The organism is Planococcus sp. PAMC 21323 (assembly GCF_000785555.1).
Lineage (GTDB): Bacteria > Bacillota > Bacilli > Bacillales_A > Planococcaceae > Planococcus.
In genome coordinates this window covers 803,440-828,645 of record NZ_CP009129.1, presented here as the reverse complement: position 1 = coordinate 828,645, position 25,206 = coordinate 803,440, and the positions used below count along the sequence as shown (strand labels likewise).

Below are 25,206 nucleotides of genomic sequence, written 5' to 3'. Positions count from 1 at the left end.
CCTCCTTCCTAATCATATTTGATGCGTGGATCGACCAAACCGTATAGCAAATCGACAACTAAATTAATCATAACAAATATAAACGCGACAATTAGGATACCTGACTGAATAACCGGATAATCACGGAAACCAATTGCTTCATAGATATAACGTCCGATTCCTGGCCATCCGAAAATGGTTTCTGTCAAAATGGCACCACCTAGCAGAAGCCCCATCTGAAGTCCGATAATCGTTAGCACTGGAATAATTGCATTTTTGAGCGCATGTTTGTATACAACCCAAAACATCGATAAACCTTTCGAGCGAGCTGTTCGAACAAAATCAGAACGCATAACTTCTAGCATGCTTGAACGAGTCATTCTTGCAATAATGGCCATCGGAATTGTCGCTAAAGCTGTTCCTGGTAAAACGAGGTGTTTAAGTACAGTAGATAATTGGTTAAAATCCCCTGCTATCAATGTATCTAGTACATAGAAACCAGTTATGACATCGACAGGATCTCGGACATTTTCTCGACCAGTAGTCGGTAAAATCCCAAGTTCAATAGAGAAAATCCATTGGTTCATTAACCCAAGCCAGAAGATTGGCATCGATACCCCAATCAATGCAATGATCATAGCCAAGTAGTCAAACCAAGAATTTTGGAACCAAGCTGAAATAATACCTGCATTAATTCCGATTACTACCGCAATAATAATAGCGAATAAAGAGAGTTCAATCGTAGCAGCCAAATATGGCCATACTTCATCTACTACAGGAGTACGTGTACGAAGTGATTCTCCTAAATCGCCAGTAATCAATCCTTTTAGGTAGTCAAAATACTGAATATACCAAGGATTATCTAATCCTAGATTTGTTCGTAATGCTTTTATTGCTTCTTCGGATGCTTGCTGACCAAGAATAACTTGTGCAGGATCGCCAGGAATGGCACGGATGATCATAAAGACGATAAATGTCATACCAAGTAAAACTGGGATTAACTGTAAAAGTCTTCTTCCAATATAGTGAAGCATCTTCTTCACCTCTCCATCTCTTGCAATATGTATAGCAGTAAAAAAAAGGGGGAGGAAATCATCCCGACTCCCTCCCGTGAATTGCCTACTCCAAATCTACTGAAGCCAATTTGTCAGAACCTGTTGGATGTGCTTTGAAATTCATTACGTTTTTCCCACCAGCTAATAGCGGTGTAGAGTGTGCAAGTGGAACCCAAGGAGCATCTTCATGGATGATTTCTTGAGCTTGCATGTATAATTCGTTTCTTGCATCTTCATCAACTTCTGATTGAGCTTTGATCAAAAGATCATGCAATTCTTGGTTTTTATAGTACGTGTAGTTGTTTGTGCCGACATTATCTTGATCAAGCAAAGCGTATAGGAAGTTATCTGCATCGCCGTTATCGCCAGTCCATCCAAGTAAGAATGCATCAGCTTCTCCGTTTGCAGCTTTTTCTAAATACGTTGCCCATTCAAATGATACAATCTTAGCGTTAATGCCAACATCAGCTAAGTTTTTCTGAATTGCTTCTGCAACTTTTTGGCCATCTGGCATATATGGACGTGGAACTGGCATTGCGTAAAGTTCCATATCAAAGCCGTCTTTAAGACCTGCTTCTTCTAACAACTCTTTAGCTTTTTCAGGGCTGTATTCGTAACCTTCAATGCTATCGTTATATCCGCTAATTACTGGCGGAATTGGGTTTTTCGCTACTTCTGCGCGTCCTTCGAAAAATGCATCTACAATCGCTTGTTTGTCGATTGCATGGTTTACTGCTTGACGAACTTTAGGATCATCAAATGGTTCACGCGTTACAGTCATTCCAAGGTAGCCAACGTTCATAGATGGACGTTCAAACAATTGAAGGTTATCATCGCCTTCGATTGTTCCTGCATCAGATGGTGTAATCCCGTCTGCCAAATCAATTTCTCCTGATAATAAAGCATTTAAACGAGCTGAGTTATCTGGAATTGCGCGGAATACGACTTGATCCAATTTCGGCTCGCCTTCCACCCAGTAATCATCAAATTTTTCAATTGTAATCGTATCGTTACGTTTCCATTCAACAAACTTAAATGGACCTGTTCCCACTGGGTTATCTCCGAAAGAGTCTCCAGCTTCTTCAACTGCTGTTGGTGAAGCAATCGCGAACGGACTCATAGCTAAGTTTTTAAGGAATGGTGCTTGTGGACGGTTTAATGTAAAGACAACTTCGTAATCGCCTGTTGCTTCAACAGAATCAATTACATGTCCTTCTTCATCTCCGTAACCACCGAACATCGAACCATAGTAAGGGAATTTCTCGCCGTCTCCAGCTGCCCAGCGTTCAAAGTTTTTCACTACAGCTTCTGCATTAAAATCAGCGCCATCGTGGAACTTAACGCCTTCCTGCAATTTGAACGTATACGTTAATCCATCTTCAGATGGTGTCCATTCAGACGCCAATCCAGCTTCGATTTCTGTATCTTGTTCACCAAAGTTTACTAAAGTATCAAAAATGTTTTTAGTTACTTTAAATGATTCTCCATCTGTAATCGAAATTGGATCAAGAGAAACAGAGTCGCCTCCACGTCCAAAGATCAATGTTTTCTCTTCAGTGGATCCTCCGTCACTACCTCCGTCTTCGTCTGAGCTGTCGTCAGAACTACAGCCAAAAAGTGCTGTTGATACTAATAAAAGCAATAATAATGACCACGTTAAGAACTTTTTCTTCCCCAAATTAACCCCTCCATTTTTTCTATTTATTATCATTGCGGCCTGGACTCTTCGTAAAGATGACAGGCAACAGAATGACCTACCTCAACTTCTGCAAAAACAGGTACAACTTCTGAACAAATGTCCATTTTAAATGGACAGCGTGTATGGAACCTGCAACCACTTGGTGGATTTGCTGGGCTTGGAACATCACCCGTGATAATCACTTCTTCCCGAACAAAGTCTGGGTCCGGTACCGGAACTGCAGCCAATAAGGCTTGCGTATACGGATGTAGTGGTTTTTCGTACAAATCCTCTGTGTTAGCAAGTTCTGCCATTTGTCCAAGATACATAACACCCACACGATCGCTTATGTGTCGAACCACCCCTAAGTCATGGGCAATAAATATATAAGTAAGTTTCAACTCTTTTTGCAAATCTTGCATCAAATTCAGTACTTGTGCCTGAATAGATACATCAAGTGCTGAAACAGGCTCATCTGCAATAATTAGTTTTGGGTTAGTCATTAATGCACGCGCAATACCAATACGCTGACGCTGACCACCACTAAATTGATGTGGATAGCGTTTTGCATGATAACTACTCAATCCCACAATCTCTAAAAACTCATGTACTTTCTTTTTGCGGTCTTTTGGATCGCCTATATTATGAACATTTAGCGGTTCCATTAAAATTTTCTCAATCGTATGACGCGGATTTAATGACGCATATGGGTCTTGAAAAACCATTTGAATATCACGACGCGCTTTCCGCATATCGCTATTTGATAAACTCGTTAATTCTTGACCGTCGAAAGTCACAACCCCTTCAGTCGGTTCTAAAAGTCGCATTAACATACGACCTGTTGTGGATTTCCCACAGCCCGATTCACCAACAATACCTAGTGTCTCACCTTCTTGAACTGTGAAGGATACGTCATCTACTGCTTTAACATGATTGCTTACTTTACCTAAAATCCCAGACTTAATCGGAAAATATTTTTTTAACCCTTCAACTTTCAACAACGGTTCTGTCATGCGACTGTACCTCCTTCGGATCAAATAGGAAACAGCGGGTTTGATGATCTTCCGCCGTTTGATACAGCTCCGGGCTTTCAGTTAGACAGCGATCAAACGCAAATTCGCAGCGCGCCGCGAACTTGCACCCTGTTTTAATCGATCCTGGTTTAGGAACGTTTCCAGGAATCGAATAAAGTCGTTCTTTTTTAAAACGCATATCAGGAACTGACTCGAGCAAGCCTTTTGTATAAGGATGTTGTGGATCGTTGAAGATTGTATGAACAGGACCTTCTTCAACTACTTTTCCTGAATACATCACAACTACTCGCTCACAAGTTTCAGCTACTACTCCTAAATCGTGAGTAATCAATAATACGGCCGTATTTAATCGTTCGTTAAGATTTTTTATCAGTTTTAAAATTTGAGACTGTATGGTAACGTCAAGTGCTGTGGTTGGTTCGTCTGCAATCAACACTTTCGGGTCACACAACAAAGCCATCGCAATCATGACACGTTGGCGCATTCCGCCTGATAATTGGTGTGGATATTCTTTCATTAAGCCTTCCGGTCTTGGCAGGCCAACTAGTTTCATCATTTCAATCGCGCGTTCTTGAACTTGTTCTTTCGACCAATCTTTTTTGTGAATTTTAATAGCTTCGCGAAGCTGATTGCCAATTGTGAACAATGGATTTAACGAAGTCATCGGCTCTTGGAAAATCATTGCGATATCATTACCTCTGATTTCCCGCATTTTTTTCTCAGATAATTTTGTTAAATCTTTATCCTGAAATAAAATTTCTCCACTTGTAATTTTTCCAGGAGGACTTGGAACAAGTCCCATTATTGAAAGTGAAGTTACACTTTTACCGCATCCCGATTCACCGACAATGCCAAGCACTTCTCCTTCTCGTATGTGAAAATTTACATTATCTACTGCTGGTATCTCTCCATCATCTGTGAAAAAGGATGTTTGTAAACCTTTAACGTCTAAGATGGTTTTACGCTCAGTCATGATGCTCCCCCTTTTACACAAAAAAATTATTCAGAACATTCTCCTTCTTTCAATTATACGTAATATTATTATTAATGCAATACCTTCTTAGTATAAAATGGTAACCCTTACATTTAAAAAGAGCCTCCAGAAAACCTGGAGGCTCTTAACTAGTTTAATTAAAATGCTGCACTTGGAATAAATTATGGTACACACCTTGCTGCTTCATTAGGTCATTATGTGTTCCTTTTTCAGCAAGTTTACCGTGATCGATTACAAGAATTTGGTCTGCATGCGTAATTGTTGAAAGACGATGGGCCACAATTAAAGTAGTCCGGTCATGCGCTAATCGTTCCAACGAATCTTGTATTAATGCTTCACTTTCAAGATCAAGCGCTGAAGTAGCTTCGTCCAAAATTAGAATCGGTGGATTTTTCAAGAACACACGTGCAATTGCTACACGTTGCTTTTGTCCTCCTGATAATTTAACACCGCGCTCGCCAACTTTTGTGTCATAGCCTTCAGGCAATTGCGAGATAAACTCATCTGCATTAGCAGCTTTTGCGGCCGCTACTACTTCTTCATCAGTCGCGCCTGGTTTCCCCATAAGGATGTTTGCTTTTACTGAGTCGCTAAAGAGAATCGAATCTTGTAATACTAAACCAATTTGGTCACGCAATGTATGAGTGGTCACGTCGCGCAAATCATGGTCGTCCATATAAATGGCGCCACTCGTTACATCATAAAATCGTGGGATTAGCGACACGATTGTCGACTTTCCGCCGCCGCTCATGCCAACAAAAGCGACTGTTTCTCCAGGCTTTACAGTGAAATTTAAATTCGACAGCACTTCAGTTCCTCCATCATTGTAATGAAAAGAAACATCGCGAAATTCCAATTTACCATCCACGACTTTTAAATCATGTGCTTTTTCTTTATCGGTTACGTCATAGTCTTCATCTATTAACTCAAAAACACGGTCCATCGAAGCTAATGATTGAACCAAAGTTGTTGAAGAATTGACTAAACGACGCAGTGGACTATAGAGCCGCTCAATATAAGCGATAAACGCCACCATGGTACCAAGGGTTAAATCTCCTTGAATAACTTGGTAACCCGCGTAGCCAATCACCATTAACGGGGCAACATCCGTTATGGTATTAACTACTGCAAATGCTTTAGCATTCCATTTTGTGTGATCAATCGCCTTTTCCAAAAATTGATCATTAGTATCGTTAAAAATTTTCTGTTCATGTTTTTCTAACGCGAAACTTTTAATAATGCTCATGCCTTGTACGCGCTCATGCAAGTAACTTTGAACATTTGCTAAAGCTTGTGACCGTGCTCGCGTTAAATCACGTAGACGACCAAAAAAGTATTTCACACTAAACGCATAAAACGGAAACGCTAGCAACGCCACTACAGTTAATGAAACATCCATCGTCAACATAATAATAATGGCAATGATGATTGTCGCAAGATCTAACCAGACGTTCATTAAACCGATCATGACAAAGTTTTTTGTTTGCTCGACGTCATTGATCATACGAGAAATGATTTCGCCCGCTCGCGTGTTTGCATAATAACGTAAACTCAAACGTTGCAAATGACCATATAAATAGCCACGAATATCGTAAAGGATTTTGTTGCTAACATATTGTGCATAATATTGGCGGAAATATTCAATTGGTGGTCTCAATAAGAAGAAAACAATTGCGGTTCCACCTAGCCATAAATACAACTGCCTTAACTTTTCTGCATTAGACAGCGCATCCGCTCCAATAATATCATCAATGACAATTTTGATAAGCAGTGGGATGAATAGCGGGATTGCGAACTTGAATATGCCAATGACAATTGTCAATGCAATTTGCCAATAATACGGTTTGACAAATTGCATATAGCGTTTCATACTACTCAAACTTCTCACTCCTTTCTATACAAAACGAAAAACCTGTCGGCAAGCAACAGGTTTTCATTTTGATCACGAATCCGGTTTTACCTATGAAATTCATAGCGGTTCGTCCATACTTCGATAAAGTCTTGGGCAAACGGGCCTTTGCGCTGCTTAATCCAGCCGATCAGTTTTTCTACATTTCGGTGAAGTATTTGATCAATCACTTCAGGATATCCCATTTGCCGCTTGTGGTCTTCGTATTCGTCTTCATCCAATAACGTGTACGACATGTCTGGAAACACTTTTACGTCCAAGTCATAATCGATGTACTTTAACGAGCCATTATTATATACGAATGGAGAACTAACATTACAGTAATAATAAACCCCGTCTTCTCGGAGCATGCAGATGATGTTAAACCAATGCTCTGCGTGAAAATAACATATTGATGGTTCACGCGTTAACCAAGTTCGTCCATCGGATTCTGTCACTAGCGTCCGTTCATTTGCACCAATTACAATATTATTCGTACCTTTCAGTACAGTTGTTTCCTGCCAGACACGGTGGATGCGACCGTTGTGTTTGTAACTGTGGATTTGGATTGTTTCACCCTCCGCAGGAATCGCCATGTACTACCCCACCTTTTTGTCTAAGCCTTATTTATCTGCTATTTCCGTATTATATCAATCAATTCTGAAAACATACAGCAATAAGGCATAAGGACCAAAGGATTACATAACGACCGAACGTCCACCGTCTACAATTATAGTCTGGCCGCGGATCATATCCGAATCAGAAGAAATCAAGAACAATGCCGCTTTTACCATGTCGTCTACTTCTACCATACGACCAGCTGGCGTATTGACGCGAGCGTCTTCTAGTAAATCGTCGCGGTTTGGGAAATGTTTTAATGCATCTGTATCAAGCGCTCCACCAGACACTGTATTCACAGCAATTCCGAGCGGCGCCATTTCTACAGCTAAATAACGGGTAATCGATTCTACCGCTGCTTTTGAAACACCGATTGTTGTGTAGTTTTCCAAATAACGAATTGAACCTAATGAACTAATACCAATTATTTTACCGCCTTTATCCATTAATTTCGCAGCTTCTTGAGCTCCGAAAAGCATGGCTTTGGCATTAATATTCATCGTCCAATCCCAATGCGATTCTTCTAATTCCATAATCGGGCGCAATACACCAGATGCTGCATTAGAAACAAAAACATCTAGACGACCAAATTCTTCTTTAATCGTCTCGAACATGCCGCGTAGTTTTTCAACATCTCCAACGTTCGCTCGGACTAATAATGCTTTTTGGCCTCGAGCTTCGATTTCTTTTACAGTATCAAGTGCAGCTGTTTTACTGCGTGCGTAGTTGACAACAATATCGTATCCTTGGTCTGCAAGCGCGATGGCAAGTGCCTTGCCAAGTCCTTTACTACTTCCTGTTACTAATGCCACTTTTTGTTCTGTCATCATCAAACATCTCCTCTTTGTTGTAAAGCTGTTTTCATCTTTTGAACAGGTCCAGCAATTGGCAATAACTCTAACTCTTCCGCTGTTACCCATTTCATATGAGCAGGCACAACAATATTTTCACTCTCGGCTATAAAGCCATCCACGTTCCATGTTAAATGAGAAAAGACATGTTTGAAAGAAGTAATTTTTTCAACTTTGTCAACAACGCCTTGTAAGCTTTCCGACAGCTGCTCTTCAATTTCTAGAGGCAACACATCTGCTATTGTTTCAAGCATCGGAAATTGCCACATATTGGCGAGCAGTCCGGTACTAGGTCGTTGTTCCATTAGCAATCGATCGTTATTACGTATGGCCACCATTGCATATTGCAGTAATTTTGTTTTTTTAGCTTTTGTTTTAATAGGTAATTTATTTTGTTTACCTTCGTGAAATGCAGCACAATGTTCACGTACAGGACATAACAAACATTTGGGTGAGGTTGGCGTACAAATTAACGCGCCTAACTCCATCAATCCTTGATTGAATGAAGATGGATCTTCGTGGCTAATAATCTCAGTTACTGCTTCTTCAAAAATTTTGCGCGTTTTTGGTTTGGCAATATCCTCTTCTATCAATAAAATACGCGACAACACACGCATCACGTTGCCATCTACTGCATGTTCTGGAATGCCATAAGCAATACTTAAGACCGCTCCGGCTGTATATGGACCCACACCTTTTAACGAAGAGATTTCTTTTCGGTTATTGGGAACGATTCCTCCATAATTTTCAGCTACCTCTTTGACTCCTGCCTGTAAATTTCGCGCACGAGAATAATAACCAAGTCCTTCCCACTGCTTTAGTAGAACTTGTTCGTCAGCTTCTGCTAAGTCATTCAATGTGGGAAATTTTTCGACAAAGCGTTTATAATAAGGAATAACCGTATCAACTCGAGTTTGCTGCAACATAATTTCTGAAATCCAGATTTGATAAGGATCTGCTGTACGTCTCCAAGGCAAATCTCTTTTCTCTGCTGCAAACCAATTGATCAAGTCATTTTGAAATTGGTTTTTATTAAGTGTAATGGTTGCAACCTCCGTTCATGTTGATTATTCCAGTTCCATTTCGGGTATATTAAAATGAGGAATACGTTTATTTTAACAAATCTATTCAATTCTATATAAAGATTAACTTCTAAGAAAGGGGATAAGACAATGGATACAGGTACGCACATTGTCATGGGCATTGCCCTTGGCGGATTTGCAATGGCCGACCCGGCTGTCGCTAGCCATCCCGTCACCATGACCGCTGTTGTTTCAGGTGTAATTATCGGTTCTTTAGCTCCAGATGTTGATACCGTTTTAAAATTGCGGGACAACGCTGTTTATATTCGGCATCATAGAGGTGCGACTCATTCTATTCCCGCTGTGTTATTATGGCCATTATTAATTGCAGGTGGATTATACTCTTTTTTCCCTGAAGCCAATTTACTGCATTTATGGTTGTGGTCTTTTCTAGCCGTATTTATGCATGTCTTTGTCGACATCTTCAATTCATATGGTACCCAAGCACTGAGGCCGATTTCTAATCGGTGGATTGCTCTCGGTGTCATAAATACATTCGATCCGATCATCTTTGGCGCACATATACTGGCTCTGATTATCTGGGCTTTCGGCGCAAATCCGGTATGGACAATGACCATTCTTTATATTACGTTATTCTTCTACTATATTGCGCGTTTTGCGCTACAGGCAGCTATCAAACGCGCTGTGCTGAATACCATTCCAGGTGCTACTAAAGTTTTCGTGGCCCCAACAATGCGCTTTCTACACTGGCGCATTGCTGCTGATACAGATCGCCACCATTATGTAGGACGAGCATATGGACGAACGATTAACATTTATGATAAGTTCATGAAAAAAGAAATGCCTGAAAACAATTTGATCCAAGCAGCTATGAAAGATAAAAATATCTCCGCGTTTATTTCATTTTCTCCATTATATCGCTGGGAAATCAATGAGTACGGTAACATTTTTGAAGTTCGATTAATTGATCTCCGGTATCGCAGTAATGACTATTATCCATTTGTTGCTGTTGCCCACTTAGACAAAGATTGCAATATCATCAATTCTTATACTGGATGGATTTTCAGTGAAGACAAACTAAGAAAAAAACTAGACTATAGTCATAACTAGAAAACGCACACCCCAGGGTGCGCGTTTTTTGTTTTCCCAATATCAATTAGTCTTTTAGTAAGTGTGCGTATTTCGGATTAGTCCCAGCAAATTCATGGATTTTGTCTCCGTAGCTATCGATCCACTGACGCATTACTTTTTCAACTACTGCTGTACCTTGATAATCATATCCTGCTTTTGCATAAGAGGATTCAAAGTCAGATGCCAAAAGTTCAATCCACGTACGTGCTTTTTCTTCAGAGAGATTTGGATTTTTTTCTAATAACTCAATCGTTAGTTGCTCAAGAATTTCTTTCATATGTTTATTTCCCTTCTTTCAACGGGCGCAGCATCGAAATCGGCAACGCTTCCGTATGTTTTTCTCCACCCATTCGGTATCCCCAAGCAAATCGACCTTTTAAATAATCAATTTGGAAATAGACATTCGGGTCTCCTTCAATGCGATATACTTCCCCTGGTTTGAAATCAGCAGGATCTAGTAAGTAGGATGCTGCCATAGTTGCTTTTCGCTCCAGCACCGCAAATTCATTGATGATACCAAGTTGTTCAGCTTTTCTCGCTTTTTCTCTTAACCGGGCAATTTCCCCGTGGAGTTCGTGCTCTGTCATGTCACTATATGGCTTTTGTTCAGTCATCTTCAAGCTCCTTTTTCTCTAAATAATCACTGATTACTTCACTCGGAAAACCTTTTTGATAAAGTCCTTGTTTTACTTTGGACTTTAAATCGTAGCCTGTCAGTTTAGAACTATGTTTACGCCACAATTTATCCCCTTGCTCTGTTACCATATCGGACCATTGATCTTCGTCTTTCTCAAGATCTAAATCTTCGATTGCTAATTTAATCAGTGCATAATTATAGCCTTTTCTCATCAATGTATCGCTGATTTTTTGATTGATTTGACTCGGAGTTTTCGTTTTTTCTTTAAGCGCAATTTTTTCAGCGAGACCTTTAGCAACTTCTAATTGTTCTTCTTCTGAATAGGAATCCAAAACATCTTTTTGCATCTGTTTGTCAATTCCTCTCTTTTGCATATCTTGCTGGATCGCACGCGGACCTTTTTTACCTGATTTAATTTGTGTTCGCATCAGAGCTTCTGAAAATTGCTGGTCATCTAAAAAATTATGTGTATACAATTTTTTGATGGCTTCATCTATTACGGCGTCACCGTATTCTTTTTCTTTTAGCTTTTGACGTACTTCGCCTTCACTTCTCATCCGGAATCCGAGATAGTAAAGCGCTTTGTTATATGCTTTTCGGACTTCATCTTCGAAATTAACTTCTTCGATCGTCCATTGGTCTAGCTCTTTTCCTTTTGTGAGCTGATACCGGATAAGCACCGCTTCATCCACGCTAAAAGCATATTTATCTTCAAAAAAGACATTATACCTTTCAGGGTTTTTCTTTCCCTGTGTGATTTTTGAAATAATCGGCATCTACTGGCACCTCTCTTCTTGTTATATTATACACCTTTCAGTCAAACAATTGCATAGCATGACACCTAAAAGGGTATGCTAATAAGAAAGAAACTGGAGGCGATAGAAATGAAAATAGCAATCACAGGTGGTACTGGATTTGTAGGAAAAGAACTGATTCGATTGTTAATCGCTAGAGGCGATGAAGTATATATTTTAACAAGAAAAGCCAAAGACTCGGCCGATCACAATATTACATACGTAAAATGGTTAGCTGAAGACGCCCAACCCGAAAAGCAATTAGCTGGTGTGGATGCTTTTATTAATTTAGCTGGAGCTTCTATAAACGATGGTCGTTGGAGTGAAGAACAAAAAAAGTTGATTTACTCAAGTCGTATGGACGCAACAAATGAATTGCTGCGTATTATTCATAAGTTAGAGAAAAAACCTAAAACTTTAGTAAACGCTAGCGCTGTCGGTATTTACCCACCTTCTCAGACGGTTACTTATACAGAATCTTCTGCTGATCTTGGTTCAGATTTCTTAGCCCAAACTGTTCGTGATTGGGAAATTTTAGCTCACCGTGCAGAAGAAGATGGATTACGAGTAGCTTGTGGCCGTTTTGGTATTATTCTTGGAAAAGATGCAGGTGCTTTACCTTTAATGGCGTTACCTTATAAAATGTTTGCTGGCGGCACTGTCGGCTCTGGCAAACAATGGCTGTCGTGGATTCACATTAAAGACGTGGCACGCGCATTAGTTTTTGCGTTAGACAACGAGCAATTGACCGGTGCCTTTAATGTAACGGCTCCACACCCGAAACAAATGAAAGAGTTTGGCAAAGAAATTGCCCATACACTTGGTCGACCACATTGGATTCCAGTTCCTTCTTTTGCTATGAAGGCAGCTTTGGGAGATAAAAGTCAATTGGTTCTCGAGGGTCAGCGTGTTTTACCAACTGTCCTTGAACAACATGGTTTCCAATTCAAGTTTCCCAATTTACGATCAGCACTGGCTGATATCTATAAATAAGACTATAATGGGGAGATGATTAACTGAAGGATGTGAGATCCATGAACGATAAACCTATTATTGAAGAAGGTCAAAAAATTCCGATGACGATTAAACGACTCGGGATCAATGGAGAAGGCATTGGCTATTTTAAACGCAATGTCGTATTCGTGCCTGGAGCATTACCAGGAGAAGAAATAACTGCGCAAGTAACGGTAGTCAAACGAAATTTTGCTCAAGCACGCATTATCAACATTCGTAAAAAATCACCCCACCGCCAAACTCCACCTTGCCCAATTTACGAAGCTTGTGGTGGATGTCAATTGCAACATATGACATATGACCAGCAGCTTGTTGAAAAGCGTGATCTAGTCGTACAAGCATTGGAACGATATTTAAAAGGAACAACGGTACAAGTTGAAGACACAATTGGTATGGAAGATCCTTGGCGTTATCGTAATAAGAGTCAATTCCAGACACGTCTCAAAGGTACGAAAGTTATCGCCGGATTGTTTGCAGAAGGCTCTCATCAACTTTTAGATATTGATGAATGTATCGTTCAACATCCCGATACAACGGTTATAACAAATGCCGTTAAACGTATTTTGGAAGAATTGAAAATGCCAATATACGATGGCAAGACGATGAAAGGCATTATCCGTACTATTGTCGTACGCACCGGTGTCAATACTGGTGAAATCCAGCTGGTCTTAGTGACAACACGTTCGAAAATTCCTCAAAAAGAATTGTTATTGGAACGTCTGCAAAAAATCGATACGAACTTAGTATCGATCGTTCAGAATGTCAATAAAGAAAAAACTTCTTTGATTTTTGGAGATGAAACAATCACATTATTCGGCAAAGACACGATTCATGAAGAGCTGGGTGAATTGGCATTTGATTTGTCAGCACGTGCCTTTTTCCAACTGAATCCGACTCAAACCGTCAAACTATATGATGAAATCAAACGCGCTGCTGAACTAACTGGACAAGAAACGGTTGTCGATGCTTATTGTGGCGTTGGAACGATTGGACTTTGGCTAGCGGACAGTGCTAAAGAAGTTCGTGGAATGGACGTTTTACACGAAAGTGTTGTTGATGCTAAAGCCAATGCAAAAGCACAAGGCTATACGGCAAAATATGTTACAGGTACAGCCGAGAAATGGTTGGAGCTCTGGAGTAACGAAGGATTTGTTCCAGATGTCTTAACCGTAGATCCGCCGCGTACAGGTTTAGCAGATTCACTTTTGCAAACTATATTAAAAGTAAAACCAAAACGTTTTGTTTATACTTCTTGTAACCCTTCTACTTTAGCGAAAGACTTGCAACAATTAACGAAAATTTACCGTATTGAATATATTCAACCGGTCGATATGTTCCCACAAACTGCACAAGTAGAATCGGTTACGAAATTAGTACTGAAATAAGAAAAGCTGATGCCTAGAGGTAAACCTCTAGACATCAGCTTTTTTGTTAAGCACTATTCGTTTTAACTGGATTTTTCAGGGCAATCGGTAGTGTAATTATTAATAAAATACCGGCAATGAGCAACAGAAAACTTAATCCTCCTGAGAATTGAACAAACAATCCACCCATAGTAGGTCCTGCTAAGCTGCCAATACTAAATCCGATTCCACATAACAAGTTCCCTGTCGGCAATAACTCTTTTGGCATCAAATCTGCCATATAAGATATACCCAATGAAAATGTTGAACCAACAAACATGCCCGCTACTGCAAAAAATCCAACAGTTAACCAAGCATTCGATTCATAAAAGCTAGCTGTTGCAAAAACTAGCGCTCCGCCGGTCAATGCTAATAACAGTACTTTTTTTCGACCGATTCGATCACTCAAATTTCCAAGTGGTAATTGCGTAACAATCGCTCCTGCTGAAAAAGCGGCTAACATAATCGAAACCATTCCAACTTCAATAGACTGCCGAAGAGCATATACGGGATAAATAGCATTAAGTGAAGCTTCTAAAAAGCCATAAGCTAATGGTGGTAAAAATGCGACCCAGGCAACGAGGATGGCTGCTTTAAAGCGCCCTATTGTTCCACGCGCCGTCATAGATCCTCCAGTTACTTCAGGAAAATCATTTTTCACTAAAAATACTAAAGACCATGCCAATAAACAAAGGATTCCAGATACGATAAATGGCAAAGCCTCGAATACTTCTACCATTGGGACAAACAAAGGTCCTGCGCCAAATCCAATGCTAAAAGACATTCCGTAAATCGCAATATTACGTCCTAAGCGGTGTTGAGGTGATGTACTCGTAATCCAGGTTTGTGTCGAAAAATGAAGCGCTTGATCTCCAACGCCAATTAATATTCGCAACAAAAACCAAAATAATACGGATTTCCATAACGTAAAAAGAAAAAGGGATAGGATGACCATTCCCCCTCCTACTAAAATGAGGGGTTTATACCCAAACCGTCGCAATTGCGGTTCCATAAAAGGCGCAATCAATAGTGTACCAACATATAATCCTGTAGCGCTTAATCCATTTAAAGCGGACGAAACACCATCTTGTTCAAAAATAACCGCTATTAACGGCAATAACATGCCTTGCGAAAACCCAGAAATGGAGACGATGGCGACCAAAATCCAAAATCTTCCACGGGCACTTTGTAAATAAGACTTCATGGTGCCTCCTTATGAGCTTGTTCTTTTGTATTTGAGAAGATTTCAGATACAATTCTATCATAAGGAGGCGTTACAAGATGAATTTTTCGATGAATGAAAATGGATTTACTGGGCATTTGCCTTTTGGAGATCTTCAAATCTCTAGCAATGAAGAACACGGTTTTAGACCTTATCAATTATTGGTGTCTTCACTCGCAATTTGCAGTGGTGGCGTAATGAGAAAAGTGTTTGACAAAATGAGAATGTCTTTTGAGGATATTCAAATTGAAGTTAAAGAAGTTGTCCGTAATGACGAGAAAGCTGGCCGAGTAGAAAAAGTACATTTGCATTTTATTATAACGGGCGATATTAAAGATGAAAAAATGCCTCGTATTTTAGAGCTAACGCGCAAAAATTGCTCGATGGTTCAATCTGTTCAAGATTCGATTGAAGTTGTTGAAACCTACGAAATTCGTTAAACATCATAAAAGGCTCATTCCCTATCTGTATCAGATTGAGGATGAGCCTTTTACATTTTATATACGGTTAACTTATTTTTCATAAAATCATTCTCGGTTAAAGTACCGATGAAATGTGCGAACCGCCTCCTTCGAATTTCCTGATACTGTGATGTGGTTTCGCTGATTTCCTTCGGCCTCCCCTCTCTTTTAATTAACTTTAACTTAACATAGACTAGTCATTAAGTAAATATTCAAAATAGTAAAACTAGTAAAATAATTCGTTATACCCATAGTTTATTGAAATTATCTCTGTTTTCCGTTACGATTAACTTGCGAAATGAGGTGGATCACATGGGAAATTCCATTACGAATAAAGAACAGCAAGTTTCTTATATGAAACAACGCTTAAGTATGTTTTTAGAAGTATTAGATACGATTGAGCCTGAAAACACAGAGCTAGAAGATATTGATCGCTTAATCGCAATGGTTGATGATTTAGACGATAAGATGAAACAATTTCAAAGCCGTCCTTCTGAAGATCAATAATGTGTAAATCCGCTCTCTTTGGGAGCGGATTTTTCTTTTGATTGGTAACCTAGGCTTTCTTACGCTATTGTTTTAAAGCAATATGATAAAATACAGAATAAATAGATTCTTAATTTCCCTTACCCACATACTCCTTCTTTATTTATCTCCACTGATTAAATCGGATTCTAGAAAGCGAGGTTGCTATCATGTCATTTATTAAAATGCATATCGAATTAATTGCCTCCATATTATCAGGAATATTGATCATCATCGCTTTCACTCTTGAACTACAGCAGCAAGCTACTGTTTCAGCCATTATTTATATTCTGGCTTTTGGAATTGGCGGCTATGCCAAAGCCAAATACGGCATATTGAAAACCATCGAAGATAAACAGTTAAATGTCGAAATGTTAATGATTTTAGCTGCTGTTGGATCTTCTATTATTGGCTATTGGACTGAAGGCGCTATTTTAATTTTCATTTTTTCTTTAAGTGGCGCACTCGAAACATACACGATGAACAAAAGTAAAAATGAAATTACGTCTTTGATGAAAATCCAACCAGAAACTGCATGGGTCGTAAAAGATAATCAAACAGCTCTTGTCTCTTTAGGTGAGCTGAATACTGGAGATTCTATTGTTGTAAAGCCAGGAGAACGAGTTCCTGTAGATGGAATCTTGCAAAAAGGTCAAACCGCAGTGGACGAATCGGCGATTAGCGGTGAGGCACTTCCTGTTTCCAAATATAAAGAAGACGAGCTTTTTGCAGGTACGGTTAACTTATCTGGTACCATCACTATGGAAATGACTAAACCTAGCACTGAAACCTTATTCCAAAAAATTATCGACATGGTTCAATCTGCACAAAGCGAAAAATCACCTTCTCAGCAATTTATCGAACGGTTCGAAGGACGTTATGTAAAAGTTGTTATTTTCATTTTTATTCTTATGTTATTTTTACCTCATTATTTATTTGGCTGGGATTGGAATACAACGTTCTACCGAGCTATTGTTTTGCTAGTCGTATCATCTCCTTGTGCTCTTGTCGCTTCAATTATGCCTGCCACCCTCGCAGCTATTTCGAACGGTGCAAAAAACGGAATTATTTTTAAAGGTGGCATACATTTAGAAAATCTAAGCATGGTCCAAGCCATTGCTTTTGATAAAACCGGAACATTGACACGGGGTAAACCCGAAGTTACTGACTTTGTCATTCGCGAAGGTGCCGATCCACAACTAGCTATGGCACGAATTGCGGGAATCGAATCGCAGTCAAATCATCCTCTAGCAAAAGCAATTAATGACTTTATTGTTTCTAAAGGAATAATCCCAGTGCCTAACCTGATGATTAAAGACGTGCCAGGCAATGGGTTGAAAGCAATCATTAACAAAGAAGAATTTTTGGTAGGGAAACCAAAGTTTGTCGGCGAATCGCTAGCAGAGGATTTTGAAGACAACTTATTGGAAAAGCTAGCTAATCAAGGAAAGACTGTAACATTTGTTCTAGATAGTGAAGGAATACTCGCCGCCATGGCATTAAAAGATACAGTTCGAGACAATACAAAAGCGATAATTGATGACCTAAAAAATGTAGGCATATACTGCATCATGCTGACAGGCGATAATCGCAAAACCGCAGCAGTCATAGCTAAAGAAACCGGTGTAGATGACTATATCGCAGAATGTTTACCTGCCGATAAAGTCGACGAATTGAAAAAACTTACGAAAAAGTATGAGTACGTTGCTATGACAGGAGACGGTATAAATGATGCCCCCGCACTCGCAACTGCAACTACTGGAATTGCGATGGGACAAGGAAATGATATCGCATTAGAGACTGCTGATATCATTTTGATGAAAAATGATTTGTCTCGCATCGCATACGCGATTCGTCTTTCTAAAAAAATGCAGCGAATCGTTAAACAAAATATCTTTTTTTCAGTTGCTGTTATTGTCTTGTTGATCATCTCAAACTTTTTTCAAGCCATTACACTTCCACTCGGTGTCATTGGCCATGAAGGCAGTACGATTTTAGTTATTTTAAACGGTTTACGCATGTTAAACCGCAACGTATAAGAAAAAGCGACGTGAATTAATAACAATTCACGTCGCTTTTTTCTTTAATAAATGCCGTCGCTCTTTCATGACTGCATTGATCTGACCACCAATGATTAAAATCATCGCTGAAACGTATAACCAAAGCATTAACACAATAATGCCTCCAATACTGCCGTAGGTTGCTGAAAAGCTCCCGAAATTTTTAACATAAATTGAAAACAAATAAGAACTCAACAACCAGCCAGTTGCTGCAAATGCTGCCCCTACCAGTACACTTAATATATTAAGCTTTACATTTGGAGCCAACCAATAAATAATCGCGCATGCCACAAAAATGACAATTGCCGGTATAGTAAAGCGTACAGAATCCCAAACCGATAAAAATCCTTCTTCTAATCCTAAAAAAGAAAATATCAATCTGCCAAGTTGTTCTCCAAAAATTGGCAATGCCAATGCCACAATCAAAATAAAAATCAGCAAAAAGGTTAAGATAATCGACATTATTCTGGCCAATAAAATTGGACGGTTTTCTTTAACATTATAGGCAAGATTCAATGATTTAATCAATGCGTTCATCCCGAGACTAGCCGACCAAATAGTAGCTAACACACCAAAAGATAACAAGCCTGTATTTTGTGTCGTTAAAACTTCTGTCACTGTGCTTTCAATTAATATATAAATTGTTCCCGGTATTATTTCTTCAAGAAAGCTGAAAATCTCACCACGGGACAAAGTTAAGTACGGCAGTAAAGTTACTAAGAAAATTAGCAGCGGAAAAATTGATAAGAGGAAAAAAAACGCCAACTGTGCTCCAAGCCCTGGCACGTCGACGTCTTTAATCCGCTGAATCAATTCTTTTATAAACCCGCTGCCTTTCGTTACATCATAAGTAGTTGAATAAGCGCGTTTTTCGCTATCAGTTGGTTGCTGATGTGCGTTCTTCATCGGTCTAAACTTCCTATAACCGATTTTCTGAATTTGTATTCCCGCCAAATTGATTGTTTGAACTATTTGTTTCGTTATCTCCTAAAGAGGTATTTGGAGATGGGTTATCTTCTTTTACTGCTGAAACAACATCATCTTTCGTTTCGACAACTGCTTCTTTTGTATCCATAAACGCCTCTTTTGTTTCAAGAGCCATTTCTTTCACTTGTGGAGACATTTCTTTTAATTCATTAACTTTACTTCCAACATATGATGCATCTTCAGAAATACGAGAATATAAATTTTGCGCTCTTTCAGCCTGATGCTGGAAAGCTTGCACTAATTCCTCTCTATTTGAAGCGTAGTATTTTGCATTATCTGACGCTTTTTTAGATTTCTCTATAACATCACTTCTTGTATTGCGATCAAATAGTGAGACGATTACTCCCACCGCTGCTCCTACTAATAATCCTGTCATCAATTTGTTTTGACTCATTCTAAATTCCTCCCAATTTTATAAATAATTTCACATCTGTTAGGAATTTTCCCTAATCGATAGACAACTAAACACTTTTTTTATAAAAATAGCTTGACTATCTGAAAGAAGTTTCGGAATATTATGTTTACGGGAGGTTTTATTGATAGAAAAGGAGCGATAAAAGGGGGAGAAATAATGGCACAGGTCGAAGAATTATTGGGTACGATAAGCGGTTTTGTATGGGGACCACCTTTATTGATTTTATTAGTAGGAACAGGAATTTTCTTAACCGTTCGTCTTGGTCTCCTACAGATTCGTTTATTGCCTTATGCATTAAAATTAGTTTTCACTAAAAATACAGACACAACCTCTAAAGGAGATATTAGTCATTTCCAAGCACTTTCAACGGCGATGGCTGCAACAGTCGGTACTGGTAATATTGTCGGTGTCGCAACAGCCGTTATTCTTGGTGGACCAGGTGCTATTTTCTGGATGTGGTTTTCTGCATTCTTCGGGATGGCTACTAAATACGGGGAGGCTGTTCTCGCTGTTAAGTATCGTGTAGTTGATGCTAAAGGCCAAATGGCTGGCGGACCTATGTACTACCTTGAACATGGTCTAAAACAAAAATGGTTAGCGGTATTGTTTGCTATCTTTGGTGCCATCGCTGCTTTTGGTATTGGTAACGGGACGCAGTCAAACTCAGTTGCATCTGTTGTTCGTGATACATTTAGTGTACCTACATGGATTACTGGAATTATCCTAACAATTTTCACTGCCCTTGTTTTACTTGGCGGAATTAAGAGTATCGGACGTGTTACTGCGTTCTTCGTTCCTTTCATGGCATTATTCTACATCATCGCTGGAATTATTATTATGATTCTGAATATGGAATTGATTCCAGCTGCGTTTGGCACAATCTTTAGTGCTGCATTTACAGGTGAAGCTGCAGTCGGTGGTGCTATTGGTGCCGCTATTCGCTACGGTGTCGCACGAGGCGTATTCTCCAACGAAGCTGGACTTGGATCTGCGCCAATCGCGGCTGCGGCTGCAATCACTGATTTACCTGGACGTCAGGCGTTAGTTTCTATGACACAAGTTCTATTTGATACAATCATCATCTGTTCAATTACAGGTGTCACGATCGTAATGTCTGGTCTTTATAAAGATGAATCACTTGAAGGAGCTGCCTTAACAACAGCTGCTTTTGAACAATTTTTAGGTGGTGCTGGTCCACTTGTTGTAGCAATTGGTTTAATTTTCTTCGCATCTTCTACTATTATCGGATGGTCTTATTACGGAGAAAAATGTTTCCAGTATTTATTCAAGAGCCCCGCATTGCTCATTGTGTACCGCGTTGCTTTCGTAGCGATGGTATTCGTGGGTGCAACGGTTTCACTTGATGTTGTATGGACTTTCTCTGATGTAATGAATGGATTAATGGCGTTCCCTAACTTAATCGGACTACTCGGTTTATCAGGTGTCATTGTTCTAGAAACAAAACGCATTATTGCAAAAATCAAAGAAGAAAAAGAAGCAAAACAGGCTGGCAATTGACATTGCATTTGAATAATGAAATGATAAAGTATACCCACCTGAAAGGCAGGAACTTATCATGGACTTATCTACACCTTCTCCAGAAAATGTCAGCTTTATGATTGAAGAAATAAAAGCAAAATTGCGTATGGTCAATGTTGATGCAATGAAAGCTGAACATTTCAACGCTTCTCAATATGAGGACTTACATGACTTATACAAAATGGTTGCAACTCGCGAAAAATTTAGTACAAGTGAAATGCAAGCAATCGCTACTGAACTTGGTTCATTGCGCAAATAACACATCAAATATCCCCTAAAGGCTCTGAGCCTTCAGGGGATATTTTTGTATACCGCCTTATGCTTGTCACAGCAAAACGGTCGTTTCAGCTTTTCTTTTCATAATGAACGACGTACCAGCCGCCTTCTTTTATGACAGTTTGGATGTTTAGTAACTCTAGTCCTGCGCGGTCTCCCCATTCTGCTAACTCTTCACGTTCAGGTAACCGGTACAAATTATCAAATGATGAGAAAAAACTATTAAAAACATTTGCAAAAGGCGGACTATCCGTGTCTCCCGCAATAGGAGTGATGATTGATAACTTCCCTTTTGTTTTTAACCAACTAGCCAATTCATTAAACAGCTCTTGTCTTTTTTTGAGGTCGATATAGTGGATGACATTATTCATCATGACCATGTCTTGTGGTTGATCAGGTTTGTATTTCCAAAGATCTGCATTTTCAATCGTGATATTACTATTGTTTTTTGTCAGTTTTTTAGCGACTTTTGTTACAGAAGGACTAATTTCAATTCCAGTAAAATGCGTATTTGGGAATCGTTCAGCTAACTTTTTAATATAGCCCCCTTCTCCACACCCAATATCTAGCACCGCTTCAGCTTGTGTATCCTTTAAGCGTTTTGCCATTTTAGGCAATGCCAGCACCTCAAGTAATCGGCTTGTTTCCGCTACCGTTGGTGCATGCTTTTCTTCATCGTAGTGAAGACGGTTTTGCTTACGCATCATGTCTGGATAGCTTAACAATGTTGGAATATGTAATTCCATCATTTCCTTTAATAACACGCCTGATGAGTTATCACCTTTAGGTTTTGGCAATTTCCATGCATTCCAAGTTTTATAGCGACTTCTGTCCATTTCTTTTAAATGACCAATTGATACACCAACAGTGACCCATTGATTTAATAGGTCTTTGTCGAGCTGTAATGCATCTGCAACATCAAACTTTGTCATAGGTCGATCAAAGGCTTTAAACAAATCTAGTTCGTACCCTACATATGCATGCCAACTAAATAAAAATGGTTCGTTTCGTTTCATATACATTCTTGCTTTAAACATTTTCATCACATCTATCATTAGAGTCCCTCCGTTTTCCGTGGATAATCTTCTTGTGCTGTAAAATACTTTAATTCTTTTCGCACTTGGGGTAATTCTTTTATGCCTGGTAGTACATTATAATTCATGATTGATTGATCTTTTACTTGCAACGAGCTAGAAAGCTCAAGCATATCTAATACTTTAATTTTGTTGGACCGATTGCATACTTGCTCGTATAGACCGAGACCATTAACTATTTACATACTCTTTGGTTGAAGGAGCTCTTCTTTACAAGTAGGGGTTTTAATAGCCATCCGTTCGGCAAGCATCACATCAACTCTACGCTGCACCAATTTCAATGCTAACGTTAATACGCCAATTCCTCCGTGCCAATGAATGCATCTGTCTTCATCTGCATCATCCCCCTTTTTCTCTTTACCCTAAAGTCAAGATACCGAAAACCCCCAAAAGCCTACATAACAAAAAAAAGAAGCCCATAAATGGACTTCTTTTCATAAACTATTTAAAGTTTGTTATAAGCTACAGCTAGTTCTGCACCAACTTTTGCGTTATGCTTCACTAACTCAATATTGGCAACCAAGCTTGTTCCTTCAGTAAGTTCTTTTACTTTTCCTAAAAGGAAAGGTGTGACTTCTTTACCTGCAATACCATTTTCATTTGCTTCCTTCATTGCTTGGTCAATAATTCCATTAATGAAAGACTCTTCTAACGCATGCTCCGCTGGAATTGGGTTAGCAATTACTGCTCCGCCGTTAATTCCTAAATCCCATTTTGCTTTCAGCACTTTTGCCAATTCATTCGTGTCGTCTGTACGGAAAGTTAAATCAAACTTACTTGAACGTGTGTAGAATGCTGGCATTACATCTGTTTGATAGCCGATCACTGGTACACCTTTCGTCTCAAGATATTCCATAGTTAAACCGATATCCAAAATTGATTTTGCTCCCGCACATACAACAGCGACTCCAGTGTTTGATAGTTCTTCTAAATCTGCCGAAATATCCATCGTTGTTTCTGCGCCTCTGTGTACTCCGCCAATTCCACCTGTAGCAAAAACGCGAATGCCTGCAAGTTCTGCACAAATCATGGTTGCTGCTACAGTTGTAGCTCCGATTTGTTTAGTTGCGATTACTTGGCCAATATCTCTTCTTGATACTTTAGAAACACCCGGTGTGTTACCCAGTAATTCTAGTTCTTCTTCAGACAAACCAATTTTAATTTTGCCATCCATAATGGCGATTGTTGCAGGTACTGCACCATTATCACGGATAATTTGCTCTACGATACGAGCAGTTTCTACGTTTTGTGGGTAAGGCATACCATGAGAAATAATAGTTGACTCCAGTGCTACGATTGGTTTTTTGCCCTCTAATGCTTGTTGTACTTCAGTTGAATAAGAAATCATTGTGTTCATTGTAATTCCTCCAGTTCTTTTTGTAGTTGTACCGCTGTCAGTTCTTGACGTACGGTCAAATTGCTTTCTAATGTTTTTGCTGCATTCACCATGCCTGCGCGAATAGCCACGTCTAAATCTTGATTGTCTAATAGGCTATGGACTATAGCGCTGGAAAATGCATCTCCAGCTCCTGTGACATCGGCTACGTGGTCAATTTGTATCGAATCGTAATGTTTAGTGCCCGTGGCATTCCCGGCAATTGCACCGTCTTTCCCACCCGTAATAACAACTGATTCCGCTCCTTGTTTTACAAGTCGTTGAACGGCTTGATGCCAATCCTCTGTTGATTCAATAGACATTTTCAAATATTTGCTTGCTTCATCCCGATTTAAAATCAGCCAACTGATACCTGATAAATCATTACTCAAATGATCCATCTTTGGAGCAGAAACAGGAATTACCGCTAGCGGTATTTTGTTAGCCAAAGCTAATTTGCGCACATACTCTACCGTTTCATGAGGGCAGTTTAAATCAATCACAAGAAAAGCAGCAGATAACAAAGCACTGTCATTTTTCGATAAATAAGCAGGAGTCATGGAATCATAAATTTTCATATCTGCCATTGCCAGTATCATTTCGCCATCAGGTTCTAAAATGGCTGTATAGGTTCCAGTTGAAAGACCTTCGACCGCTTTAGTGAGTTCTGTAGACATAAACGATTTTGATGCTTCTTCAATCAAAGTCCATTCTGGATCATTGCCAACAATAGACAATAACTTAACAGAATTTCCGAGGCGACCTAAGTTTTCAGCAACATTTCGTGCAACCCCACCAACACTTCCTGATACGGATGCCGGATTTGAAGTACCCATTTGCGCTGTCTGTTCCATAAGGAATTTCCTATCGACGTTTGCCCCGCCGATACAAATAACTGTTTTTTCTTCTGGCAGTACGTATGCGCGCCCCAAAATTTTGCCTTGCCGCATTAAATTTGAGATGAAGTTGGCAAGCGAAGGCCTGGACATATTTAACCGTTCCGCCATTTCCTGTTGGGACAGATAAGGATTTCGACGGATCAATTCCAGAACTTCCACTTCTTTCTGATTCATTTCAACACCTCCACTTTAAACTTTTGTTTAACTATAAACTTTTATAACGTAAAATGCAAG

25 protein-coding genes are annotated in these 25,206 nt (G+C 39.4%); 8 read left to right on the top strand and 17 right to left on the bottom strand.

From position 1 onward, the window contains the following. Positions 1-8: 8 nt before the first annotated feature. From PLANO_RS04080 to mutY, 8 genes are all read right to left on the bottom strand, one after another. A complete protein-coding gene (locus PLANO_RS04080) occupies positions 9-1,013 on the bottom strand; it encodes an ABC transporter permease (protein ID WP_038703250.1) in 1,005 nt (334 codons plus the stop codon). 85 nt (positions 1,014-1,098) lie between these two features. Then, positions 1,099-2,712 (bottom strand): ABC transporter substrate-binding protein, encoded by a 1,614-nt coding sequence (locus tag PLANO_RS04075; RefSeq protein ID WP_038703249.1) that lies wholly within the window; start codon positions 2,710-2,712, stop codon positions 1,099-1,101. 29 nt (positions 2,713-2,741) lie between these two features. Continuing rightward, positions 2,742-3,725: an ABC transporter ATP-binding protein gene (locus PLANO_RS04070; protein ID WP_038703248.1), complete on the bottom strand. Its 984-nt coding sequence runs from the start codon at positions 3,723-3,725 to the stop codon at positions 2,742-2,744. Further along, entirely contained in the window at positions 3,700-4,719 is a 1,020-nt protein-coding gene (locus PLANO_RS04065; RefSeq protein ID WP_038703247.1) for an ABC transporter ATP-binding protein, read from the bottom strand. The genes PLANO_RS04070 and PLANO_RS04065 overlap by 26 nt, the downstream gene beginning before the upstream one ends. 154 nt (positions 4,720-4,873) lie before the next feature. Next, positions 4,874-6,619, bottom strand: coding sequence for an ABC transporter ATP-binding protein (locus PLANO_RS04060; RefSeq protein WP_038703246.1), 1,746 nt, complete (start codon positions 6,617-6,619; stop codon positions 4,874-4,876). Between the two features lie 77 nt (positions 6,620-6,696). Continuing rightward, positions 6,697-7,224: a nucleoside tri-diphosphate phosphatase gene (gene ntdP / locus PLANO_RS04055; protein ID WP_038703245.1), complete on the bottom strand. Its 528-nt coding sequence runs from the start codon at positions 7,222-7,224 to the stop codon at positions 6,697-6,699. A 102-nt stretch (positions 7,225-7,326) separates the two neighbouring features. After that, positions 7,327-8,073, bottom strand: a complete 747-nt coding sequence (gene fabL / locus PLANO_RS04050) for an enoyl-[acyl-carrier-protein] reductase FabL (protein WP_038705371.1) — start codon at positions 8,071-8,073, stop codon at positions 7,327-7,329. Between the two features lie 2 nt (positions 8,074-8,075). Further along, entirely contained in the window at positions 8,076-9,140 is a 1,065-nt protein-coding gene (gene mutY / locus PLANO_RS04045) for an A/G-specific adenine glycosylase (RefSeq protein WP_269429599.1), read from the bottom strand. Positions 9,141-9,269: 129 nt separating this feature from the next. On the opposite strand from mutY, the gene PLANO_RS04040 reads away from it, so the two are divergent. After that, complete coding sequence (locus tag PLANO_RS04040; RefSeq protein WP_038703243.1) at positions 9,270-10,250, top strand: metal-dependent hydrolase; 981 nt, start codon at positions 9,270-9,272, stop codon at positions 10,248-10,250. Positions 10,251-10,296: 46 nt separating this feature from the next. On the opposite strand, the gene PLANO_RS04035 is transcribed toward PLANO_RS04040, so the two are convergent. From PLANO_RS04035 to recX, 3 genes are read right to left on the bottom strand one after another with little or no spacing between them, the layout of a single operon-like run. After that, on the bottom strand, positions 10,297-10,548 hold the full coding sequence (locus tag PLANO_RS04035) for a YfhJ family protein (protein WP_038703242.1): 252 nt from the start codon (positions 10,546-10,548) through the stop codon (positions 10,297-10,299). A gap of 4 nt (positions 10,549-10,552) precedes the next feature. After that, complete coding sequence (locus PLANO_RS04030) at positions 10,553-10,885, bottom strand: YfhH family protein (RefSeq protein ID WP_038703241.1); 333 nt, start codon at positions 10,883-10,885, stop codon at positions 10,553-10,555. Then, positions 10,878-11,684 carry a recombination regulator RecX gene (recX, locus tag PLANO_RS04025; protein WP_038703240.1) on the bottom strand — a complete coding sequence of 269 codons (807 nt, stop codon included), beginning with the start codon at positions 11,682-11,684 and terminating at the stop codon, positions 10,878-10,880. The genes PLANO_RS04030 and recX overlap by 8 nt, the downstream gene beginning before the upstream one ends. A gap of 108 nt (positions 11,685-11,792) precedes the next feature. On the opposite strand from recX, the gene PLANO_RS04020 reads away from it, so the two are divergent. Next, a complete protein-coding gene (locus tag PLANO_RS04020) occupies positions 11,793-12,695 on the top strand; it encodes a TIGR01777 family oxidoreductase (RefSeq protein ID WP_038703239.1) in 903 nt (300 codons plus the stop codon). A 41-nt stretch (positions 12,696-12,736) separates the two neighbouring features. After that, positions 12,737-14,101 (top strand): 23S rRNA (uracil(1939)-C(5))-methyltransferase RlmD, encoded by a 1,365-nt coding sequence (gene rlmD / locus PLANO_RS04015; protein ID WP_038703238.1) that lies wholly within the window; start codon positions 12,737-12,739, stop codon positions 14,099-14,101. A gap of 46 nt (positions 14,102-14,147) precedes the next feature. Here the strand turns inward: rlmD and PLANO_RS04010 are convergent, their stop codons facing one another. Beyond that, positions 14,148-15,323, bottom strand: a complete 1,176-nt coding sequence (locus PLANO_RS04010; protein WP_038703237.1) for an MFS transporter — start codon at positions 15,321-15,323, stop codon at positions 14,148-14,150. A 77-nt stretch (positions 15,324-15,400) separates the two neighbouring features. Between PLANO_RS04010 and PLANO_RS04005 the strand changes: the two genes are divergently transcribed. The 3 genes from PLANO_RS04005 (at position 15,401) to PLANO_RS03995 (ending at position 18,366) form a co-directional block, all read left to right on the top strand. Next, positions 15,401-15,781 carry an OsmC family protein gene (locus PLANO_RS04005; protein ID WP_038703236.1) on the top strand — a complete coding sequence of 127 codons (381 nt, stop codon included), beginning with the start codon at positions 15,401-15,403 and terminating at the stop codon, positions 15,779-15,781. Positions 15,782-16,114: 333 nt separating this feature from the next. Next, positions 16,115-16,309, top strand: a complete 195-nt coding sequence (locus tag PLANO_RS04000) for an SE1561 family protein (protein WP_038703235.1) — start codon at positions 16,115-16,117, stop codon at positions 16,307-16,309. A gap of 188 nt (positions 16,310-16,497) precedes the next feature. Beyond that, positions 16,498-18,366: a heavy metal translocating P-type ATPase gene (locus PLANO_RS03995; RefSeq protein ID WP_038703234.1), complete on the top strand. Its 1,869-nt coding sequence runs from the start codon at positions 16,498-16,500 to the stop codon at positions 18,364-18,366. Positions 18,367-18,393: 27 nt separating this feature from the next. On the opposite strand, the gene PLANO_RS03990 is transcribed toward PLANO_RS03995, so the two are convergent. Then, positions 18,394-19,293, bottom strand: a complete 900-nt coding sequence (locus PLANO_RS03990; RefSeq protein ID WP_038703233.1) for a YihY/virulence factor BrkB family protein — start codon at positions 19,291-19,293, stop codon at positions 18,394-18,396. Positions 19,294-19,306: 13 nt separating this feature from the next. Further along, entirely contained in the window at positions 19,307-19,768 is a 462-nt protein-coding gene (locus tag PLANO_RS03985; protein WP_038703232.1) for a YtxH domain-containing protein, read from the bottom strand. A 177-nt stretch (positions 19,769-19,945) separates the two neighbouring features. On the opposite strand from PLANO_RS03985, the gene PLANO_RS03980 reads away from it, so the two are divergent. Further along, on the top strand, positions 19,946-21,307 hold the full coding sequence (locus PLANO_RS03980) for an alanine/glycine:cation symporter family protein (RefSeq protein WP_038703231.1): 1,362 nt from the start codon (positions 19,946-19,948) through the stop codon (positions 21,305-21,307). A gap of 58 nt (positions 21,308-21,365) precedes the next feature. Continuing rightward, positions 21,366-21,587 carry a DUF1128 domain-containing protein gene (locus PLANO_RS03975; RefSeq protein ID WP_038703230.1) on the top strand — a complete coding sequence of 74 codons (222 nt, stop codon included), beginning with the start codon at positions 21,366-21,368 and terminating at the stop codon, positions 21,585-21,587. Between the two features lie 85 nt (positions 21,588-21,672). Here PLANO_RS03975 and PLANO_RS03970 read toward each other — a convergent pair whose 3' ends face one another. The 3 genes from PLANO_RS03970 to PLANO_RS03960 form a co-directional block, all read right to left on the bottom strand. Next, a complete protein-coding gene (locus tag PLANO_RS03970; RefSeq protein ID WP_038703229.1) occupies positions 21,673-22,659 on the bottom strand; it encodes a class I SAM-dependent methyltransferase in 987 nt (328 codons plus the stop codon). 484 nt (positions 22,660-23,143) lie between these two features. Continuing rightward, complete coding sequence (locus tag PLANO_RS03965; protein WP_038703221.1) at positions 23,144-24,055, bottom strand: pseudouridine-5'-phosphate glycosidase; 912 nt, start codon at positions 24,053-24,055, stop codon at positions 23,144-23,146. Further along, the gene (locus PLANO_RS03960) at positions 24,052-25,146 is read right to left on the bottom strand and encodes a carbohydrate kinase (protein WP_038703211.1); all 1,095 of its coding nucleotides are present in this window, start codon (positions 25,144-25,146) and stop codon (positions 24,052-24,054) included. The genes PLANO_RS03965 and PLANO_RS03960 overlap by 4 nt, the downstream gene beginning before the upstream one ends. Between the last annotated feature and the right edge of the window lie 60 nt (positions 25,147-25,206).

Excerpts from the sequence above, each read along its gene's own strand:
- PLANO_RS04040 (WP_038703243.1), top strand. The coding sequence starts at position 9,270 with ATGGATACAGGTACGCACATTGTCATGGGCATTGCCCTTGGCGGATTT.
- PLANO_RS03985 (WP_038703232.1), bottom strand. The coding sequence starts at position 19,768 with ATGAGTCAAAACAAATTGATGACAGGATTATTAGTAGGAGCAGCGGTG.
- PLANO_RS03995 (WP_038703234.1), top strand. The coding sequence starts at position 16,498 with ATGTCATTTATTAAAATGCATATCGAATTAATTGCCTCCATATTATCA.
- PLANO_RS03975 (WP_038703230.1), top strand. The coding sequence starts at position 21,366 with ATGGACTTATCTACACCTTCTCCAGAAAATGTCAGCTTTATGATTGAA.
- PLANO_RS03965 (WP_038703221.1), bottom strand. The coding sequence starts at position 24,055 with ATGAACACAATGATTTCTTATTCAACTGAAGTACAACAAGCATTAGAG.
- ntdP (WP_038703245.1), bottom strand. The coding sequence starts at position 7,224 with ATGGCGATTCCTGCGGAGGGTGAAACAATCCAAATCCACAGTTACAAA.
- PLANO_RS04065 (WP_038703247.1), bottom strand. The coding sequence starts at position 4,719 with ATGACTGAGCGTAAAACCATCTTAGACGTTAAAGGTTTACAAACATCC.
- PLANO_RS04000 (WP_038703235.1), top strand. The coding sequence starts at position 16,115 with ATGGGAAATTCCATTACGAATAAAGAACAGCAAGTTTCTTATATGAAA.
- PLANO_RS03960 (WP_038703211.1), bottom strand. The coding sequence starts at position 25,146 with ATGAATCAGAAAGAAGTGGAAGTTCTGGAATTGATCCGTCGAAATCCT.
- PLANO_RS03980 (WP_038703231.1), top strand. The coding sequence starts at position 19,946 with ATGGCACAGGTCGAAGAATTATTGGGTACGATAAGCGGTTTTGTATGG.
- PLANO_RS04080 (WP_038703250.1), bottom strand. The coding sequence starts at position 1,013 with ATGCTTCACTATATTGGAAGAAGACTTTTACAGTTAATCCCAGTTTTA.
- recX (WP_038703240.1), bottom strand. The coding sequence starts at position 11,684 with ATGCCGATTATTTCAAAAATCACACAGGGAAAGAAAAACCCTGAAAGG.
- PLANO_RS04005 (WP_038703236.1), top strand. The coding sequence starts at position 15,401 with ATGAATTTTTCGATGAATGAAAATGGATTTACTGGGCATTTGCCTTTT.
- PLANO_RS04035 (WP_038703242.1), bottom strand. The coding sequence starts at position 10,548 with ATGAAAGAAATTCTTGAGCAACTAACGATTGAGTTATTAGAAAAAAAT.
- rlmD (WP_038703238.1), top strand. The coding sequence starts at position 12,737 with ATGAACGATAAACCTATTATTGAAGAAGGTCAAAAAATTCCGATGACG.
- PLANO_RS04070 (WP_038703248.1), bottom strand. The coding sequence starts at position 3,725 with ATGACAGAACCGTTGTTGAAAGTTGAAGGGTTAAAAAAATATTTTCCG.
- PLANO_RS03970 (WP_038703229.1), bottom strand. The coding sequence starts at position 22,659 with ATGATAGATGTGATGAAAATGTTTAAAGCAAGAATGTATATGAAACGA.
- PLANO_RS03990 (WP_038703233.1), bottom strand. The coding sequence starts at position 19,293 with ATGAAGAACGCACATCAGCAACCAACTGATAGCGAAAAACGCGCTTAT.
- PLANO_RS04020 (WP_038703239.1), top strand. The coding sequence starts at position 11,793 with ATGAAAATAGCAATCACAGGTGGTACTGGATTTGTAGGAAAAGAACTG.
- PLANO_RS04030 (WP_038703241.1), bottom strand. The coding sequence starts at position 10,885 with ATGACTGAACAAAAGCCATATAGTGACATGACAGAGCACGAACTCCAC.
- PLANO_RS04010 (WP_038703237.1), bottom strand. The coding sequence starts at position 15,323 with ATGAAGTCTTATTTACAAAGTGCCCGTGGAAGATTTTGGATTTTGGTC.
- fabL (WP_038705371.1), bottom strand. The coding sequence starts at position 8,073 with ATGACAGAACAAAAAGTGGCATTAGTAACAGGAAGTAGTAAAGGACTT.